Annotated in this window: 14 protein-coding genes, 1 tRNA gene and 1 pseudogene; 6 read left to right on the top strand and 10 right to left on the bottom strand. The window is 73.8% G+C overall.

Translation table 11 applies throughout. From position 1 onward, the window contains the following. Positions 1–143: 143 nt before the first annotated feature. Entirely contained in the window at positions 144–2,843 is a 2,700-nt protein-coding gene (locus tag ACZ6EG_RS19060; RefSeq protein ID WP_391972822.1) for a CHAT domain-containing protein, read from the top strand. Positions 2,844–2,854: 11 nt separating this feature from the next. On the opposite strand, the gene ACZ6EG_RS19055 is transcribed toward ACZ6EG_RS19060, so the two are convergent. Beyond that, a complete protein-coding gene (locus ACZ6EG_RS19055; RefSeq protein ID WP_469605897.1) occupies positions 2,855–4,672 on the bottom strand; it encodes a LuxR family transcriptional regulator AbsR2 in 1,818 nt (605 codons plus the stop codon). Positions 4,673–4,744: 72 nt separating this feature from the next. Here ACZ6EG_RS19055 and absR1 point away from each other — a divergent pair, with 72 nt between their 5' ends. Beyond that, a complete protein-coding gene (absR1, locus tag ACZ6EG_RS19050) occupies positions 4,745–5,824 on the top strand; it encodes a beta-glucuronidase AbsR1 (RefSeq protein ID WP_391972772.1) in 1,080 nt (359 codons plus the stop codon). Positions 5,825–6,035: 211 nt separating this feature from the next. On the opposite strand, the gene ACZ6EG_RS19045 is transcribed toward absR1, so the two are convergent. Beyond that, positions 6,036–6,109: transfer RNA gene (locus ACZ6EG_RS19045), tRNA-Pro, on the bottom strand. 190 nt (positions 6,110–6,299) lie between these two features. On the opposite strand from ACZ6EG_RS19045, the gene ACZ6EG_RS19040 reads away from it, so the two are divergent. Continuing rightward, positions 6,300–7,268, top strand: a complete 969-nt coding sequence (locus ACZ6EG_RS19040) for a bile acid:sodium symporter family protein (RefSeq protein ID WP_469605894.1) — start codon at positions 6,300–6,302, stop codon at positions 7,266–7,268. A 39-nt stretch (positions 7,269–7,307) separates the two neighbouring features. Here the strand turns inward: ACZ6EG_RS19040 and ACZ6EG_RS19035 are convergent, their stop codons facing one another. From ACZ6EG_RS19035 to ACZ6EG_RS19025, 3 genes and pseudogenes are all read right to left on the bottom strand, one after another. Then, the gene (locus ACZ6EG_RS19035; RefSeq protein WP_391972774.1) at positions 7,308–7,754 is read right to left on the bottom strand and encodes a GNAT family N-acetyltransferase; all 447 of its coding nucleotides are present in this window, start codon (positions 7,752–7,754) and stop codon (positions 7,308–7,310) included. 205 nt (positions 7,755–7,959) lie between these two features. Further along, a pseudogene (locus ACZ6EG_RS19030) lies at positions 7,960–8,082 on the bottom strand (PIG-L family deacetylase); the annotation flags it as partial. Next, a complete protein-coding gene (locus ACZ6EG_RS19025; protein WP_469605890.1) occupies positions 8,079–8,426 on the bottom strand; it encodes a GntR family transcriptional regulator in 348 nt (115 codons plus the stop codon). The pseudogene ACZ6EG_RS19030 and the gene ACZ6EG_RS19025, both read right to left, overlap by 4 nt. Before the next feature lie 44 nt (positions 8,427–8,470). Here ACZ6EG_RS19025 and ACZ6EG_RS19020 point away from each other — a divergent pair, with 44 nt between their 5' ends. From ACZ6EG_RS19020 to ACZ6EG_RS19010, 3 genes are all read left to right on the top strand, one after another. Continuing rightward, positions 8,471–8,818: a cupin domain-containing protein gene (locus ACZ6EG_RS19020; RefSeq protein ID WP_469605887.1), complete on the top strand. Its 348-nt coding sequence runs from the start codon at positions 8,471–8,473 to the stop codon at positions 8,816–8,818. A gap of 108 nt (positions 8,819–8,926) precedes the next feature. Next, positions 8,927–10,090 (top strand): Gfo/Idh/MocA family protein, encoded by a 1,164-nt coding sequence (locus ACZ6EG_RS19015; protein ID WP_391972776.1) that lies wholly within the window; start codon positions 8,927–8,929, stop codon positions 10,088–10,090. A 104-nt stretch (positions 10,091–10,194) separates the two neighbouring features. Then, entirely contained in the window at positions 10,195–11,199 is a 1,005-nt protein-coding gene (locus ACZ6EG_RS19010) for a Gfo/Idh/MocA family protein (protein ID WP_391972777.1), read from the top strand. 28 nt (positions 11,200–11,227) lie between these two features. On the opposite strand, the gene ACZ6EG_RS19005 is transcribed toward ACZ6EG_RS19010, so the two are convergent. The 5 genes from ACZ6EG_RS19005 to ACZ6EG_RS18985 all read right to left on the bottom strand — a co-directional run bounded on the left by ACZ6EG_RS19005 (position 11,228) and on the right by ACZ6EG_RS18985 (position 15,756). After that, positions 11,228–11,641 (bottom strand): VOC family protein, encoded by a 414-nt coding sequence (locus ACZ6EG_RS19005; protein WP_469605883.1) that lies wholly within the window; start codon positions 11,639–11,641, stop codon positions 11,228–11,230. A gap of 127 nt (positions 11,642–11,768) precedes the next feature. Next, positions 11,769–12,671: a sugar phosphate isomerase/epimerase family protein gene (locus tag ACZ6EG_RS19000; RefSeq protein WP_469605880.1), complete on the bottom strand. Its 903-nt coding sequence runs from the start codon at positions 12,669–12,671 to the stop codon at positions 11,769–11,771. Next, the gene (locus ACZ6EG_RS18995; protein WP_391972780.1) at positions 12,668–13,651 is read right to left on the bottom strand and encodes an ATP-binding cassette domain-containing protein; all 984 of its coding nucleotides are present in this window, start codon (positions 13,649–13,651) and stop codon (positions 12,668–12,670) included. The genes ACZ6EG_RS19000 and ACZ6EG_RS18995 overlap by 4 nt, the downstream gene beginning before the upstream one ends. 6 nt (positions 13,652–13,657) lie before the next feature. Next, complete coding sequence (locus ACZ6EG_RS18990) at positions 13,658–14,734, bottom strand: ABC transporter permease (RefSeq protein WP_361018132.1); 1,077 nt, start codon at positions 14,732–14,734, stop codon at positions 13,658–13,660. Beyond that, positions 14,734–15,756, bottom strand: a complete 1,023-nt coding sequence (locus ACZ6EG_RS18985) for a sugar ABC transporter substrate-binding protein (RefSeq protein ID WP_469605875.1) — start codon at positions 15,754–15,756, stop codon at positions 14,734–14,736. The genes ACZ6EG_RS18990 and ACZ6EG_RS18985 overlap by 1 nt, the downstream gene beginning before the upstream one ends. Positions 15,757–15,856 lie beyond the last annotated feature (100 nt).

Here is a 15,856-nt window from a genome sequence, read left to right as displayed (position 1 = left end):
TCGTCGCTGGGTCGTCGCTGGGTCGTCAATCAGAGTCCCGGGGTGGCTGATTGATACAGACACCCACCTGTGGGGCGTGGTTCCGGAGCACTACCATCCGTGGAGTGACAGCGGGAAACGAGTCGGTTCTCCAACTGCTGCCGATGGTGTTCGCCGCCCCCAACGAAGCGCTGACGCGGGCGGAGGAGCTGCTCGGGGCCGAGCCCGCGCCGCTGCACGCCTCGATCGCCCATCAGGTGATCGGCATCTGGCAGCGCGACTTCGGGGACACCCGGCAGGCGCTGGCCCATCTGCGGCGCGCCCGCGACCTGGCGGCCCGGGCGGACTCGGCCGAGCGGGAGGCGGACGTGCTGGCCACGCTCGGGGTGGCGCTGGTGCACTCCGGCCGCACCCGCGAGGGGCTGGCGGCGTTCGAGCGGGGCGTGGCACGCGGCAGCGGGCACACCCGGGCACGGGTGCTGTACCGGCGGGCGTACGTGTGGTGGGTGCTGGGGCGCCACCGGGAGGCGCTGGAGGACGTACGACGGGCGATCCCGGTGCTGCGGCAGGCGGACGACGTGATCTGGACGGCGCGGGCCCTCACCCTGCGGGCCACGGTGCACCTGGCGCTCGGCGCGGTGGAGCGGGCCGACGCGGACTTCACCGAGGCGGAGGCGCTGTGGGACACCACCGGCCAGGAGCACGACAAGGCCGACGCGGTGGAGAGCCGCGGCCTCGCGGCGTTCCGCTCGGGTGATGTGCCGACGGCACTGCGGCTGCTCGACGAGGCCGAGGAGCGGTACGCCAAGCTGGGCACGCCGACCTTCATGCTCACCATCCGGCGCTGTGAGGTCCTGATGGCGGCGGGGCTGGCCACGGAGGCGCTGGCCGAGGCGGACGGGGCGATCGCGGCGCTGGACGGGATCGGCGGGCAGTCCACCCGCAAGGCGGAGCTGCTGCTGGTCGCCGCCCGCGCGGCCCGGCTGGCGGGTGAGGCGCAGACCGCGCTCGCGCGCGCGGCCGTCGCGGTGCGGCTCTTCGCGGGGCAGCGACGTACCTGGTACGAGACACACGCCCGGCTGGTGCTGATCGAGGCCCGGGTCGCCACGGGGCACGGGTCGGGCCGGCTGGTCGCGGACGCGGCGGCGGTGGCGGAGCGCCTGGCCGCCTTCGGTGCGCCGGCCGCCCCGGAGGCCTCCCTGCTCGCGGGCCGGATCGCGCTGGACCTGGGCTGGACGGCGGACGCGGAGCGGCATCTGGCGGTCGCCGCGCGCAGCCGGCACGGCGGGCCGCCGCTGGCGCGGATGACGGGTTGGGCGGCGCAGGCGCTGCGGGCGCGCGCGGCGGGTTCGGCGCGGGGGGTGCTCGAAGCATGCCGTCGTGGCCTCGACGTCCTCGACGACCACCGCATGACACTGGGCGCCTCGGAGCTGCGGGCCCGGGCCACCGCGCAGGGCGCGGAGCTGGCCGCACTGGCGCAGCGGGCGAGTCTGGTCTCGGGCGGGCCGCGGCGGCTGCTGGTGTGGAGCGAACGCTGGCGGGCGACGGTGCTGACGGCGCCGCCCACCCGGCCGCCGGCCGATCCGGTGCTGCTGAGCACGATGACGGCCTTCCGGGAGCTGGCCGCCCGGGTGGACGACGCCCGCACGGGCGGCGGCCGGCCCGTCCCCGCCCTGGAGCGCGAACAGCGGCGCCTGGAGCGGGAGATCCGCTCCCGCACCCTGCACATGCGGGGTGAGGCCCCGGGCGACGGCGACCGCTTCGACGTCGGGCGGCTGCTGGACCGGCTCGGTGACGACGTACGCCTGGTGGAGCTGGCCGTGCTCGACGGGCGGGTGCACGTGCTGCTGTGCGGGCAGGGGCGGGTGCGGCGGTTCGAGGCCGGGCTGCTGGCGGAGGCGGAGGCGGAGGCCGAGCACGTACAGGCCGGTCTGCGGCGGCTCGCCCACCCCGGGGCGGAGGCCCGGCTGCCGCTGGTGGAGGCGGCGGGCGCGCGCCTTCAGGAGCTGCTGCTCGGCCCCGCCGCGGCGCATCTCGGCTCCGGTCCGGTCGTGGTGGTGCCGCCGGGCCGCCTGCACCGCGTGCCGTGGGCCCTGCTGCCCGTCCTGCGCGAACGGGTCCTGAGCGTCTCCCCGTCGGCGAGCAGCTGGCTGCGCGCCAGGGAGACCGCGCCTCCGCCCGGCGGCCGTCAGGTCCTGGTACGCGGGCCGGGACTGGCGAGCGACGGTGCCGAGGTCTCCGAACTCGCCGACCGCTACGGCGCGCGGCGCCCCACCGGAACGGTCGCACGGGGCGACGGCGCCCAGCACGCCGGGCCCCGGGACAGCACAGTGCGGGACGACGGCCGGGGCGCCGGGGGCGGTGCGCCTCGGGAGCCGGTGCGGGTGGGCCGGCCGACCGTGCTGGAGGGCGACGAGGCGCGGGTGCCGCGGGTGTTGCGGGAGTTGGACGGGGCGGCGTCGGCGCACATCGCCGCGCACGGCACCTTCCGTGCGGACAGCCCCTTGTTCTCGTCGTTGCGGATGGCGGACGGTCCGCTCATCGTGCACGACTTCGAGCGGCTGGACCGCAGTCCGTACCGGATCATCCTGTCCTGCTGCGACACCGCCCGGTTCGCCTCGGTCGGCGCGGACGAGCTGCTCGGCCTGGTCACCGCGCTGCTGCCGCTGGGCACCGCCGGGGTGGTGGCGTGCTGCGCACCGGTCAACGACGCCGCGGTGGTGCCGCTGATGCTCGCGCTGCACAAGGGCCTGGACGCCGGGCTGTCCCTGGCGGAGGCGCTGCGCGACGCGCGGGCCGCGCTGCCGGGCGACGCGGTGCACCAGGCGACGGGGTGGGCGTTCTCCGCGTTCGGCGCGGCCTGACGCCGGGCGGCTCACGCGGGCTGGGGTTCGGGCAGCTCCATCAGCCACGGCAGCGCGCCGCGGTCGCCGGCGCCCAGGCGGGTGTAGGCGCCGTAGAGGTGGTTGCCGACGGTGCGGACGGAGAGGGTGAGCCGCTCCGCGATCTGCCGGTTGCTCAGTCCGGCGGCGGCGAGCGTCACGATCTGCCGCTGCCGGGCGGTGAGTTCGCCGAGGGCCAGGCCGGAGAGGGCCGGGGTGCGGGCGCCCTCGCAGCGCCGGGCCAGGGCGACGGCACGGGTACGGGCGGTGCGGGCGGCGCCGGGGTCGCGGTGGGCGCCCGCCGCCTGGGCGCGGGCCTCGGCGGCGAAGAGCAGGAAGCCCCGCCGCTCCAGTTCTCCGGCCACCTCGTCCAGTGCCGGTCCGTCGCCCCGCGCGAGCGCGTCGGCGTGCGCGGCGAAGACGCCGGTCAGCCGGCCGACCGCCCGTTCGGGGGCACCGAGCCGGACGGCGTCGTACGGATCGCCGGCGGTGGCCAGCCGGACCGCCGCGTCCAGGTCACCGCGCGCGGCGGCGGCCCAGGCGGCGGCCGCGCCCCCGTCCTCCGCCGAGGTGTCGCCCGACTGGGCCGTCGCCAGGGCGAGTTCGTCCCGGCAGGACGCGTCGGCGGGGCTCGTCCGCAGCCCTTCGCGGGCCCAGGCCGCGGCCTCGCGGAGCAGACCGCCGAGGCGCGCGAGGCGGGCCCGCGACGCCGCGTACCGCGCCGGTACGGGCAGGCCCTCGGCCGCCAGCCACTCCCCCACGGGTGCCTCCGGCGCCCGTACGTCCCCCCGCTCGACGCGCTGCGCCAGCAGGGCCTCCTCCGCCGCCAGGGCGGGGCCGCACCGGTCCGGGGTGCGGGACAGGCGCCGGGCCCGCAGGCGGCCCGCGGCGGCGCGCAGCACCGGGCCGTGCAGGGGGTGGGCGAGCCGGGTGGCACCGTGGTCGTCGACGGCGACCAGGCCCTCGGCCTCCAGGCGTTCCAGGACGCCCGTGTCGAGGTCGTCCGCGTCGAGGGGCAGCGGCTCGGCGAAGGCGAGGCGTTCGAGCGTCTCCCGCTCCGCCGGGAGGGTGCGGTCGAGCACGTGGGCGGTGCGCTCCCGTACGGCCGCCGTGACCGGCACCGGGCCGCGCCACATCCGCCGGTCGGTGTCCGGGACCGGTTCGAGCAGGCCGCGCTCGCGCACCGCGGTCAGCAGTTCGCGCAGCAGCCGCAGGTCCCCCCGGCACAGGCGGTGCAGCCGGTCGGTGGTGAGCGGCTCCAGGGCGCCGCCCGCGCCGGCCGTGAGCAGTTCTGCGGTCTCCTCGCGGGGCAGCGGTTCCAGGGCGAGCCGCGGCAGCAGCTCGCCGGACCACAGCCGGGACACCGCCCCTGGTACGGGCACCCCCTCCGCGGCGACGACCAGGAGCCGGGTGCGGCCGTGCACGGCCAGCTGGTGCACGAGGGCGGCGGAGGCGTCGTCGAGCAGGTGCGCGTCGTCGACCACCAGGAGCCGCACGCCGGACAGGACGCGCACCGCGTCGTGCAGGGTGACGGTGCCGGGCAGCAGGTGGGCGAAGGCGGCGAAGGGAATGCCCCGGGTCTCGGGCGTCCCGGCCGCGACGGCACGGTCGGTGCCGCGGACGGCCTCGGTCACGAGCCGGGACTTGCCGCAGCCCGCCGGGCCCGTGACCACGATGCCGTTGCGTCCGGCGGTCAGGGACCGGCGCACCAGTTCCAGTTCGTCCGCGCGTCCGGTGAACGGCCAGGCGGTCTCCAGCGTCTTCGCGTCCCGCGGTGAAATCGTCACGGCAACATGAGTCGGCGTACTCATCCCTGATACAGGGTGACTTGAGTAGCCCCCGACTCAGGCGCCCGGAGCGGCCGGGACGGCAGTCTGGGGGCCATGACCGCACGTTACTGCTCGCTCGCGCAGCAGCCGGAGCCCGCGTTCGCGCCGGGGCTGGCCGCCGAGCGCCTCTCCGCGCTCGTGGGCGGGCAGCGGATGTGGGTCAACGGGACGGTTCTGCACTACTGCTTCCTCGGCGGCGACACCGACTCCTCCGTCGTGCCGATGCCGGGCACCGGCCGGCCGCGGCGGGCGTCCTGGGTGGGGACCGAGGAGCAGCGGGACGTGGTGCGCGACTGCTTCCGGGAGTGGCGCGACCTGGGCATCGGACTGGTGCTCACCGAGGTCGGCGACCGTTCGGAGGCGGAGCTGCGCATCGGCTTCCGGCCCGGCGACGGTTCCTGGTCGGCGGTGGGCAAGGACGCGCTCCGGGTGGGTCTGAACGACCGGACGATGAACTTCGGCTGGGACCTGACCGCGCCCGGGGAGCGCGCGACGGTGCTGCACCAGATCGGGCACGCACTCGGCATGCTCCACGAGCACCAGAGCCCGTTCGCCGGCATCCTCTGGGACGACGAGGCCGTGTACGCCGAGTTGGCGGGTCCGCCGAACCACTGGAGCCGGGACCTGACGTACCACAACATTCTGCGCAAGCTCGACACCGACGAGGTCAACGGCCCGGTCTGGGACCCCCAGTCGATCATGGAGTACCCGTTTCCGTCGGGGCTGATACTGGAGCCCGAGCACTACCGGTCCGGTCTGCACCCGCCGGGCACCCTCTCGGCGGCCGACAAGGAGTTCGCGCTGCGCTGGTACCCGCCGATCAGCCGGCCGGGGCCACTGGTGCCGTTCCGCTCGGTTCCGCTGGGTCTCGGGCCGGGCGAGCAGGCCGACTTCCGCGTGGACCCGCCGGAGACCCGCGAGTACACCGTGGGCACCTTCGGTGACAGCGACGCCGTCGTCGTGATCTTCGAGGTGCGGGACGGGGAGCCCCGCTACCTCGCGGGACGGGACGACGGGGGAACACCCCGCAACGCCACGATCAGGGCCCGTCTCGTCAAGGGCCGCCGCTATGTGGTCCGGGTGCGCCTGTACTCCTCGTGGGGTGCGGGGGAGACGGCGGTCATGTGCTGGTGACCGCGCGGCTCCGCGGCGCCCGGGCACCGCGGCCACAGACCGGCGCCGGGGACGGCCGGGAGGCGTCACCTTCGGGGGACGGTGTCCTCGGACACTGAACAGGGGTGACGCCCTCGGCCGACCGGGCCCGCCGCTTCGGGGGAGGTGGCGGGCCCGGTCACACGACGGAGGGCCCTCGCGAGCTGCTGCCCGCGAGGGCCCTCCGTCACCGTCGGGACGACAGGATTTGAACCTGCGACCCCTTGACCCCCAGTCAAGTGCGCTACCAAGCTGCGCCACGTCCCGGTGCGCGCCGCACGGCTGGTACATCCCCGGTTGCCCGGTTTCCGTGTGATCGCGCTGGTCAAGCCTACCTCATCCGCGCCTCGGGACAGCGCCGCCGCAGCCTGCCGACGGTCGCTGACGCGAACCGTCCCGATGATCACATCGCGAGACGGCTTTGCGCCACGCCGCCCGCCAGGCGTTTCCTCGCACCGTGCGAACCGAACGACCCGAACGCCTAAGCAACGACAGCAACGACGCCACCGGTGACCGCTCCGCGCGGCGCGCCGTCACCGTGTTCCCGATCCTCGTTCTCGCGGCCGGCGCCCTGGGCCTGCTGCTCCCCGGCGGTTTCAGCGGGTGGGGCGAGTCGGTGCCGTACCTCCTGGGCGTCGTGATGTTCTGCATGGGCATCACCATGACCCCGGAGGACTTTCGCGGGGTCGCCAGGCGCCCCTGGGCGGTGGCCCTCGGGCTGGTCGCGCACTACGTCATCATGCCGGGGCTCGGCTGGGCCGTCGCGCACCTGCTCGACCTCCCGCCGCAGCTCGCCGCCGGTGTGATCCTCGTCGGCTGCGCGCCCAGCGGCACGGCCTCCAACGTGGTGACGTACCTGGCCCGGGGCGACGTCGCCCTGTCGGTCTCCGTCGCGACCGTGTCGACGCTCGTCGCCCCGCTGGTCACCCCGCCGCTGACGCTGCTGCTCGCCGGTGAGTACCTCCCGGTGGACGCCGGGTCCATGGTCACTGACATCCTCAAGACGGTGCTGCTGCCGGTCCTCGCGGGGCTGGCCGTACGGCTGCTGGCGGGACGGTACGTGGAGCGGGCGCTGCCGGCGCTGCCGTGGCTGTCGGCGCTGACGATCTCGGTGATCGTGGCGGTCGTCGTGGCGGGCAGCGCCGATGCCATCAAGTCGGCGGCCGGGCTGGTGTTCGTCGCCGTGGTGCTGCACAACGGCCTCGGGCTGGCGCTCGGTTACGGCGCCGGCCGCATCGCCCGGCTCGGCGAACCGGCGAGCCGGGCCATGGCCTTCGAGGTCGGCATGCAGAACTCGGGCCTCGCGGCCTCCCTGGCCACCGCCCACTTCAGCCCGCTGGCGGCGCTGCCGGCCGCGGTCTTCTCCGTCTGGCACAACGTCTCCGGTGCCCTGACCGCCGCCTGGCTGTCGCGCCGCGGGCGGTGACCGCGGTCGACCGAGCCGGGCGGGGCCGGGGGGCACCGGTCAGGTCCGGGCCGGCGCGCGCACCATGAACACGTCCACCGGGGTCTCGGTCTCGACGGTGAAGCCGTGCCGCTCGTACAGCCGTCGGGCCGGACTGCCCCGCAGCACGTTCAACCGGACCGGGTCGCCGCCGCGGTCGCACCGGTTGAGCAGCGAGCGCAGCACCCCGGAGCCGATGCCACTGCCCTGGAGGCCGGGGGCGAGGTAGAAGTGCTCCAGCCACCAGGCGTCCGCGGCCGGTCGCAGCGCCACGCAGCCCGCGAACGCGCCCTCGACCTCGATCACCCGGGTGTGCGTCGGGTCGAAGCCGTCCCGCAGCCGCTGCCGCACCCGCCGCTCGTCGTACCGTCCGAGCCGCTCCAGGTCCGCCCTGAGCACGACGGCCCGCAACTCCGCGACCGCGTCGACGTCCGACTCCGACGCCGGCCGCAACTCCCACTGCGCCATGGCCGCCACGCTACAGCGCGGCCCCTCCCGGTCCGGGGCGGGAGGGGCCGCGGACGCCGACACCGACCGCCGCGTTCCCGCGGTGACCGGCACCCGTCCCCGTCCGCCCGGGGCGCTCGGGGCGGACGGGGCGGACGGGGCGCTCAGTGGGCGCCGATCAGCTTCTCCTGCGTACCGTCGGCAGCCGTCCGCCTGGCCGTACGCAGCGCTTCCCGTGCGAGGCGGCCGGGGTGATGGCGCCGCCCGCCCGCCACACGAAGTCCCCCGCGTGCGCGGTGACGACGAGTGTCGACCGTGGGGTGGCGGCGGGCGCGTTGCCGTGCGTCATGGGTGAAATCTCCCTGCTGGGCAGGTGACGGCCGCCTCGGCCGCCTGTGAGTTCCTGGCCTCGATCCCCTCGATCATGGCCAGGCGCTCGTTCAGGGATTGCTGGGGACGCCCGGGACGCAGCGCCAGCAGGAAGCGGTGCCGCACCAACAGGTCGATCAGGGCGGCCCGGATGCTGGCCCGGAGCACGCCGAACTGCTCGGCGAGTTCGGTCTCCACCAGCCGCTGCGCGGGTGCCATCTCGCCGCGCAGGATCGCCTGCCGCAGTTGCCCGAGCGCAAGCTGTTTCGCCCGGCACGGCGCGGCACGACGAAGTGTCCGCGCGTGCGGACCGACACGCCGCACTCTGTCGCCCCCGGAACACCGCGGACCCCCTCTAGCGTCACGGCATGACCCACAGCTTCGTTGTCCACGTCCCCGACGCCGAGCTCGAACCCGAGCCCCTCCCCCCCGAGCAGATCGTGTCCGGCGCCCCCGAGGTGACCGGCAAGGTGCTCTGGGAGTCGGCCGACGGCCGCCAGGTGCGCGGCGTCTGGCAGATCACCCCCGGGACCGTCACCGACACCGAGGCGGACGAGATGTTCGTCGTCCTCAGCGGTGCGGCCACGATCGAGGTCGCCGGCGGTCCGACGCTGACGGTCGGCCCGGGCGACCTGGTCGTGCTGCGGAAGGGCGACCGGACGACGTGGACGGTGCACGAGACGCTGCGCAAGGCGTACGCGATCAACCTCGGGTGAACGCGCGCGACCGGGCCGTACTTTGTCCTGTCAGAAGGTTGACATGATGCCTGTGCTCCGCCCAGGGTGGGCGGGACAGAGCAGGGACCGGTCCGTAGAGGGGCTCTCATGGTGGACGCACTCGGTGTCGCCGTCGTCGGTTTCGGCTGGATGGGCCGGGTGCACACCCAGGCGTACGCCCGGGTCCGCCACCACTACCCGGACCTGCCCGTGCGCCCGGAGCTGGTGACGGTCGCCGAGGAGGTGCCGGGCCGGGCGGAGGAGGCCGCCGCGCGGTTCGGGTTCGCCTCGACCACCCGCGACTGGCGCGAGGTGGCCGCCGACCCCCGGATCGGGGCGGTCAGCATCACCGCCCCGAACTTCCTGCACCGCGAGATCGCCGTCGCGATGGCCGAGGCCGGCAAGCACCTGTGGATCGAGAAGCCGGTCGGCCTGACCGCCGACGACGCCCGGGCGGTGGCGGAGGCGGTCGCCAAGGCCGGCGTCCAGGCCGCGGTCGGCTTCAACTACCGCAACGCGCCCGCCGTGGAGGCCGCCCGCGACCTGATCACGTCCGGCGCGATCGGCACCGTCACACACGTCCGCATCCGCCTCTTCAGCGACTACGCGGCGCATCCGGAGTCCGCGCTGACCTGGCGCTACGAGCGGGAGCGCGGCGGAAACGGGGTGCTCGGCGACCTGGCCTCGCACGGCGCCGACCTGGCCCGGTTCCTGCTCGGCGACCTCGCGTCCCTGACCGCCGACACGGCGGTCTTCGTGCCCGAGCGGGCCCGTCCGGCCACCGCGACGGCCGGTCACTCCCGCGCCGCGGGCGGTGAGCGCGGCCCGGTCGAGAACGAGGACTACGTCAGCTGTCTGCTGCGCTTCGCCTCCGGCGCCCGGGGTGTCCTGGAGGCCTGCCGGGTCTCGGTCGGCGAGCAGAACAACTACGGCTTCGAGGTGCACGGCACCACCGGGGCGGTCTTCTGGGACTTCCGCCGCATGAACGAACTGTGCGTCAGCAGCGGCACGGCGTACCAGGACCAGCCCGTCAGCACCGTTCACGTCGGCCCCGGGCACGGCGACTTCGCGGCCTTCCAGCCGGGTGCCGCGAACGCCATGGGCTACGACGACCTGAAGGTGGTCGAGGCCCACCGCTTCCTGCGCTCGATCGCCGAGGGCACCCCGTACGGCGCCACCCTGGAGGACGCCGTGCACAGCGCGGCGGCCCTGGACGCGATGGCGCGGTCGGCCGAGCGGGGCACCTGGGTCGAGGTGCGGCCGCAGGGGTGAGGCCGCGACACCCGGCTGGGTGCCGCCGGTACGCCCACCCCGGTCGGCACGACATGTTCCGCGCGCTCGTCGAGCGGCCCGACTCATCAAGGAGCAAGACCCGTATGCGCATCGGAATCCTCGGCCTCGGCCGCATCGGCGCCTTCCACGCCGAGACCCTCGCCGGACTCGCCGCCGTCGAGTCGCTCGTCGTCGCCGACCCCTTCGCTCACGCCGCCAAGGCCGCCGCCGAGCGGTTCGGCGCCGACATGGCGGACTCGCCCGAGGCGGTGCTGGCCGCGGGGGTCGACGGAGTGGTGATCGCGGCGGCGACCGACGCCCACCCGGGCCTGATCCTGGCCGCCGTGGAGGCGGGCCTGCCCGTCTTCTGCGAGAAGCCCGTCGCCCGCACCATGGCGGAGGGCGTCGAGGTGCTCAAGGCGGTGGCGGGCCGCGACGCGCCGGTCCAGATCGGGTACAACCGCCGCTTCGACGCCGGGTTCGTCGCCGCCCGGGCGGCCGTGCAAGGGGGTGAGCTGGGCAAGCTGCACACGGTGCGGTCGACCACGCTGGACCCGGCGCCGCCGCCGGCCGGGTACATCGCCGCGTCCGGGGGCATCTTCCGCGACTGCGCGGTGCACGACTTCGACGCCATCCGCTGGGTGACCGGCCGCGAGGTGTCCGAGGTCTACGCCGTCGGCGGCAACCGCGGCGCCGACTTCATCAAGGACGCCGGCGACGCCGACACCGCCGGCGCGGTCCTCACCCTGGACGACGGCACGATCGGCGTGGTGTCCAACAGCAGGCACAATGCGCGCGGTTACGACGTCCGGATGGAACTCCACGGCTTCGCGGACTCCGTCGCGGTCGGTCTGGAGGAGAAGCTGCCACTGCGCTCGGTCGAGCCCGGCGTGACCTTCCCGGGCGGTGCTCCGCACGACTTCTTCATGGACCGCTTCGCCGCCGCCTACCGCGCCGAGCTGACCGCGTTCACCCAGGTGGTCGCCGGGTCGCGGCCCTCCCCGTGCACGATCGAGGACGCCCTGGAGGCGGGCTGGATCGCGGAGGCGTGCGCCCTGTCGGTGCGGGAGCACCGTCCGGTGACGATCGCCGAGGTGCGACGGGGCTGAGCGGGGGCTGGCGCGGCGGGCTCGGGCGTCAGCTCGTCGGCTCGCCGATGTTCACCATCCAGGGGACGCCGAACCGGTCCGTGCACATACCGAAGACGTCGCCCCACATCTGCTTCTCCAGCGGCACGGTGACGGAGCCGCCCGCGGACAGCTTCTCCCAGTACCCGCGCAGCTCGGCCTCGTCGTCGCCGCTGAGGCTCACGGCGTGGGTGTTGCCCGGGCGGTGCTCCTCCCCCGGCGGCATGTCGGCGCCCATCAGGGTGAAGCCGCTCGGGGTCTGCAGCATGCCGTGCATGATGTTGTCGGCCTGCGGGCTGTCGGCCATGCCGAACGCGCCGAACGTGTTCAGCGCCAGGGTGCCGCCGAACACCTGCTCGTAGAACTCCATCGCCTGTCGGGCGTCGCCGTCGAAGCTGAGGTAGGGATTGAGACGTGAGGTCATGACTGCCTCCCGGAGCGGGACGAAGTGCCAGTTCCTGCACGCTAGCGCGCAGCACTGACAACGGCCCGCCGAGCGGCGCGCCGGCGGGACCCGCCCCGCCGGCCCGCTCGCCTCAGGTGCCTGTGTCTCAGGCGCCGCAGGAGCGCAGGAACCTGCGGGTGCGCACCGCGATGGGGAGCGGCCGGTCCGGCTCGCAGGGGTACATGTCCTGCTCCACGATGGCGAACAGGTCCACGCCCAGCTTCTGGGCGGCGGTCAGCACCGGGCCCAGCTCGGGCACCCCGGCGGGCGGTTCGCACATCACCCCGCGCTGCACGGCCGGCCCGAACGGCACCCCGCCCGCCCGCACCTCGGCGAGGATCTCCGGGTCGACCTGTTTGAGGTGCAGGTAGCCGATGCGCTCGCCGTAGGTCTCGATCAGCTTGACGCTGTCGCCACCGCAGTAGGAGTAGTGGCCGGTGTCGAGGCAGAGGTTGACCAGGTCGGAGTCGGTGGAGTCGAGGAAGCGCTCGACGTGCTCCTCGGTGTCGATGTGGGTGTCGGCGTGCGGATGGACGACGATGTCCAGGCCGTACGTCTCCCGTACCTGGTGGCCGAGGCGTTCCATGCCCCGGGTGAGGTGCGCCCACTGCTCGCCGGTCAGCTCCGGGGGCTCCAGGATCTCGGCGGTCTTGTCGTCGCGCCAGAAGGACGGGATGACGACGAGGTGCTTCGCGCCCATGGCCCGGGTGAGGGCGGCGACGCGGCTGACCTGTTCCCAGGTGGCGTCCCACGCCGAGGGGCCGCGGTGCAGGCCGCAGAAGATGGTGCCGGCGGAGACCCTGAGACCGCGCCGGGCCACCTCGTCGGTGAGCCGGGCCGGGTCGGTGGGCAGGTAGCCGTAGGGGCCCAGCTCGATCCACTCGTAACCGGCCTCGGCGACCTCGTCCAGGAACCGCTCCCAGGGCACCTGCCGGTCGTCGTCCGGGAACCACACCCCCCAGGAGTCCGGAGCCGAGCCGACGCGGATGCGGTCCAGGGCAGCGGTCATGTCAGGCCTTTCCCTTCGGCGGATGCGGTGGAGTCGGCGGACGCCACGGAACGGGGGGCTGCCGCGGGACCGGCGGCGTCGTGCGCCGCGCCGCCGGGTGCGGGTACCTCCGGCGCCGCCCCCGGCAGCGCGCCGACGTCGACACCGCCGTCCTGCGCCAGCTCGTGCTTGAGGGCGGCGAGTTCGGCGCCGCCCGCCATGTGGTGGGTGAGTTGTTCGAGGGTGATGTCGGCGCGGGCGGCGCTGAGTTCGAGGGTGCCCAGGCGCAGCACGCCGAAGTGGTCGCCGACCAGGTAGGCGTGGTGGGGGTTGTGGGTGATGAAGATGACGCCGAGGCCGCGTTCGCGGGCGGCGGCGACGTACTTGAGGACCACGCCGGACTGCTTGACGCCCAGGGCGGCGGTGGGCTCGTCGAGGATGAGGACGCGGGCGCCGAAGTGGACGGCCCGGGCGATGGCGACGCACTGGCGCTGTCCGCCGGAGAGGGTTCCGATGGGCTGTTCCAGGTCGTCGAGGACGATGCCCATGTTGCGCAGCTCCTCGTCGGCGGTCCGCTTCATGCGGGCGATGTCGAGGCGGCGGACGGGCCAGGGGCCCTTCGTCATCTCGGAGCCGAGGAAGAAGTTGCGCCACACCGGCATCAGGGGCACCGTCGCGAGGTCCTGGTAGACGGTGGCGATGCCCCGGGCGAGGGCGTCTCGGGGCGTGGCGAAGCGCACCGGTTCGCCGTCGACGAGGAGCTCTCCCTCGGTGTGCTGGTGCAGCCCCGAGATGATCTTGATGAGGGTGGACTTGCCGGCCCCGTTGTCGCCGAGCACGCAGGTCACCCGGCCGGGGTGGACGGCGAGGTCGACGCCGTGCAGGGCGCGGATGTTGCCGTAGGCCTTGCCGGCGCCGCGCAGTTCGACGATCGGCCGGTCCCGCTCGGGCGGGGTGTCCGCGAGGACGGCTCCGTGGGTGCCGGTGGTCTTGCTGGTCATTTCCGATCACCTCCGGGTCGCCGCGCGGCGGACCCACAGATTGATGAGGACGGCGCCGATGAGCATCACGCCGAGGAAGGCCTTGAACCAGTCGGGGTTCCAGCCGGCGTAGACGATGCCCTGGTTCACCATGCCGAACATGAAGGCGCCGAAGACCGGTCCGACGGCGGAGCCGTAGCCGCCGGTGAGCAGGCAGCCGCCGATCACCGCCGCGGCGATGTAGATCAGTTCCTGGCCGACGCCCTCGCCGGACTGCACGGTGTTGAAGGAGAACAGCTGGTGCATGCCGACGAACCAGGCGCCGAAGCCGACCAGCATGAACAGCGTGATCTTGGTGAACCTGACGGGAACGCCCACCGCGCGGGCGGACTCCTGGTTGCCGCCGACCGCAAAGATCCAGTTGCCGTACTTGGTGCGCAGCAGCACCCAGGTGGCCAGCGCCGCGAAGACCAGCCACCACACCACCGTGATCTTCACCTGGACGCCGCCGACGTCGAAGGAGGAGGCGAAGACCGCCTCGGCCTGGTCGAAGCCGTCCATGTCGCTGATGTCGTCGGTGGCGACGTTCCCGGTGACCAGCTTGGTGACCGCGAGGTTGACGCCCTGGAGGATCAGGAACGTGCCGAGCGTGACGAGGAAGCTTGGCAGTCCGGTCTTCATCAGCACCCAGCCGTTGAAGGCGCCGACGGCGAGGGAGACCACGAGGGCGACGATCACGCCCATCCACACGTTCATGGTCAGCTGGTAGCTGAGCATGCCCGCGGTGAGCGCCGAGGCGACCACGGCGACACCGGCCGACAGGTCGAACTCGCCGCCGATCATCAGCAGGGCCACCGGCAGCGCCATGATGCCGATGGTGGACGACTGGTACAGGACCGTCGCCATGGAGCTGCCCTCGCGGACCGAGGGGGCGGCGATCAGGAAGAAGACGAAGACGGCGACGGCGCCGAGGAAGACCCCGACCTCGGGCCGGGCGAGCAGGCGCAGCGCCATGGAGCGCTGCCGGGTCCGCCCGTCGGCCTCCTGGGGGCCGGGGGCCGGCGGTGGGGTCACCGCCGGCTCGGCCTGCTGGGCCGTGCTCATCACCGGGTGCCCTTCGCGGCGAACTCGGCGACGGTCTTCACGTTGGACTTGTCGACGAAGGCCGGGCCGGTCAGCACCGGCTGCTCGCCGCCGCCGCTGTAGTTGCCGTTGTTCTTGTAGAGCCACAGGCCGTCGACGGCCAGGTAGCCCTGGAGGTAGGGCTGCTGGTCGACGGCGAACTCGATGTCGCCCTTCTCGATGGCCCCGGTCAGTTCCTTGTTGAGGTCGAAGGTGGCGACCTCGGCCTCGCTGCCGCCCTCGTCCACCGACTGCACGGCGGTCATGGCGAAGGGCGCGCCGAGGGTGACGAGGTGGTCGATGTCCCCGTCCTGCTTGAGCTTGGCGGTGATGGTCGACTTCACCGAGGGCATGTCGGTGCCGTTGACGTAGAGGTTCTCGATGGAGCCCTCGAAGGTGTTCTTCACGCCCTCGCAGCGCTGGGTCAGGCCGACGTTGCCCTGCTCGTGGATCACGCAGACGGCCTTCTTCGCGCCGTCCTCGTTCAGCCGCTTGCCGAGCGCCTCGCCGGCCACGGTCTCGTCCTGGCCGAAGAACTCCATCAGGCCGAGCTTCTTCCAGTCCGCGAGGCCCGAGTTGAGCCCCACGACGGGTATCCCCGCCTTCTCCGCCTTCCCGAGGACACCGCGCAGGGCGTCCGGCTTGGCGAGGGTGACGGCGATGCCGTCGACCTTCTGGTCGATCGCGTTCTGCACCAGGTTGGCCTGGTTGCCCGCGTTCGGGTCGGCGGAGTAGACGAGCTTGACGTTGTCCTTGGTCGCGGCGGCCTCCGCACCCTTGCGGACGATGTCCCAGAAGGTGTCGCCCGGCGCCTGATGGGTGACCAGGGCGACGGTCATGCGAGGGGTGTTCGCCTTCCCGGCGGAGCCGCCCGAGCCGCCCTCCTCGTCGGCCTTCTTCCCTCCCGAGCTGCTGGAGCAGCCGGCGAGGGTCAGGGCCGCGGCGGCGGCGAGGGCCACGGCCGGAGCGAATCCACGGGGGCGGGCGTGCGAAGAGCGGTCCATCTTTCCTGCACCTCACTGTGCGACTGTGCGACGGGGAAGCCGTGTGCCAGACCAGAGAACGACGTCGGTCGCGCTGGGACGACGTCTGTTGCGCTGGTCC

It is taken from the genome of Streptomyces sp. NPDC041968, from assembly GCF_055589025.1.
The sequence above is the reverse complement of the archived record's forward strand: the minus strand, read 5'-3'. Positions and strand labels throughout refer to the sequence as shown.

What these genes read in the sequence shown, in the direction of transcription:
- ACZ6EG_RS18995 (WP_391972780.1), bottom strand. Translation starts at nt 13,651, where the DNA reads ATGACCAGCAAGACCACCGGCACCCACGGAGCCGTCCTCGCGGACACC.
- ACZ6EG_RS19020 (WP_469605887.1), top strand. Translation starts at nt 8,471, where the DNA reads ATGACCCACAGCTTCGTTGTCCACGTCCCCGACGCCGAGCTCGAACCC.
- ACZ6EG_RS19000 (WP_469605880.1), bottom strand. Translation starts at nt 12,671, where the DNA reads ATGACCGCTGCCCTGGACCGCATCCGCGTCGGCTCGGCTCCGGACTCC.
- absR1 (WP_391972772.1), top strand. Translation starts at nt 4,745, where the DNA reads ATGACCGCACGTTACTGCTCGCTCGCGCAGCAGCCGGAGCCCGCGTTC.
- ACZ6EG_RS18985 (WP_469605875.1), bottom strand. Translation starts at nt 15,756, where the DNA reads ATGGACCGCTCTTCGCACGCCCGCCCCCGTGGATTCGCTCCGGCCGTG.
- ACZ6EG_RS18990 (WP_361018132.1), bottom strand. Translation starts at nt 14,734, where the DNA reads ATGAGCACGGCCCAGCAGGCCGAGCCGGCGGTGACCCCACCGCCGGCC.
- ACZ6EG_RS19015 (WP_391972776.1), top strand. Translation starts at nt 8,927, where the DNA reads ATGGTGGACGCACTCGGTGTCGCCGTCGTCGGTTTCGGCTGGATGGGC.
- ACZ6EG_RS19010 (WP_391972777.1), top strand. Translation starts at nt 10,195, where the DNA reads ATGCGCATCGGAATCCTCGGCCTCGGCCGCATCGGCGCCTTCCACGCC.
- ACZ6EG_RS19060 (WP_391972822.1), top strand. Translation starts at nt 144, where the DNA reads ATGGTGTTCGCCGCCCCCAACGAAGCGCTGACGCGGGCGGAGGAGCTG.
- ACZ6EG_RS19005 (WP_469605883.1), bottom strand. Translation starts at nt 11,641, where the DNA reads ATGACCTCACGTCTCAATCCCTACCTCAGCTTCGACGGCGACGCCCGA.
- ACZ6EG_RS19055 (WP_469605897.1), bottom strand. Translation starts at nt 4,672, where the DNA reads ATGAGTACGCCGACTCATGTTGCCGTGACGATTTCACCGCGGGACGCG.
- ACZ6EG_RS19035 (WP_391972774.1), bottom strand. Translation starts at nt 7,754, where the DNA reads ATGGCGCAGTGGGAGTTGCGGCCGGCGTCGGAGTCGGACGTCGACGCG.